Here is a 278-nt window from a genome sequence, read left to right as displayed (position 1 = left end):
CGCCGCGAATTGAAGGTCGAGGACGTCCCCGCCGGCCCCGGCCGCACCAACTTAAAACCCGGCGAGATCCTGGTCTCCTTCACGCTGCCGCCGCGCCCACCTGGCTCGAGCGATGCCTATTTGCGCATGATCCCGCGCACCGAGATGGATATCGCGGTGGTCGGCTGCGGCGTCAGTCTCACGCTGAAGGACGGCGTCTGCACCCACGCCCGCATCGGCTTGGGCGCAGTGGCGCCGACCGCGCTGCTGGTCGGGGCCGGCCGCGCAGGCGCTGATCG

General features: G+C 70.5%; 1 pseudogene. It reads left to right on the top strand.

Going from position 1 to position 278, the window contains the following annotated elements:
- Positions 1-278 (top strand): annotated as a pseudogene (locus CWO89_RS45455) (FAD binding domain-containing protein); the annotation flags it as partial.

Origin of the sequence: Bradyrhizobium sp. Leo170 (genome assembly GCF_004296405.1) — a bacterium.
In the GTDB taxonomy this organism is placed as follows: Bacteria; Pseudomonadota; Alphaproteobacteria; order Rhizobiales; family Xanthobacteraceae; genus Bradyrhizobium.
The sequence above is the reverse complement of the archived record's forward strand: the minus strand, read 5'-3'. Positions and strand labels throughout refer to the sequence as shown.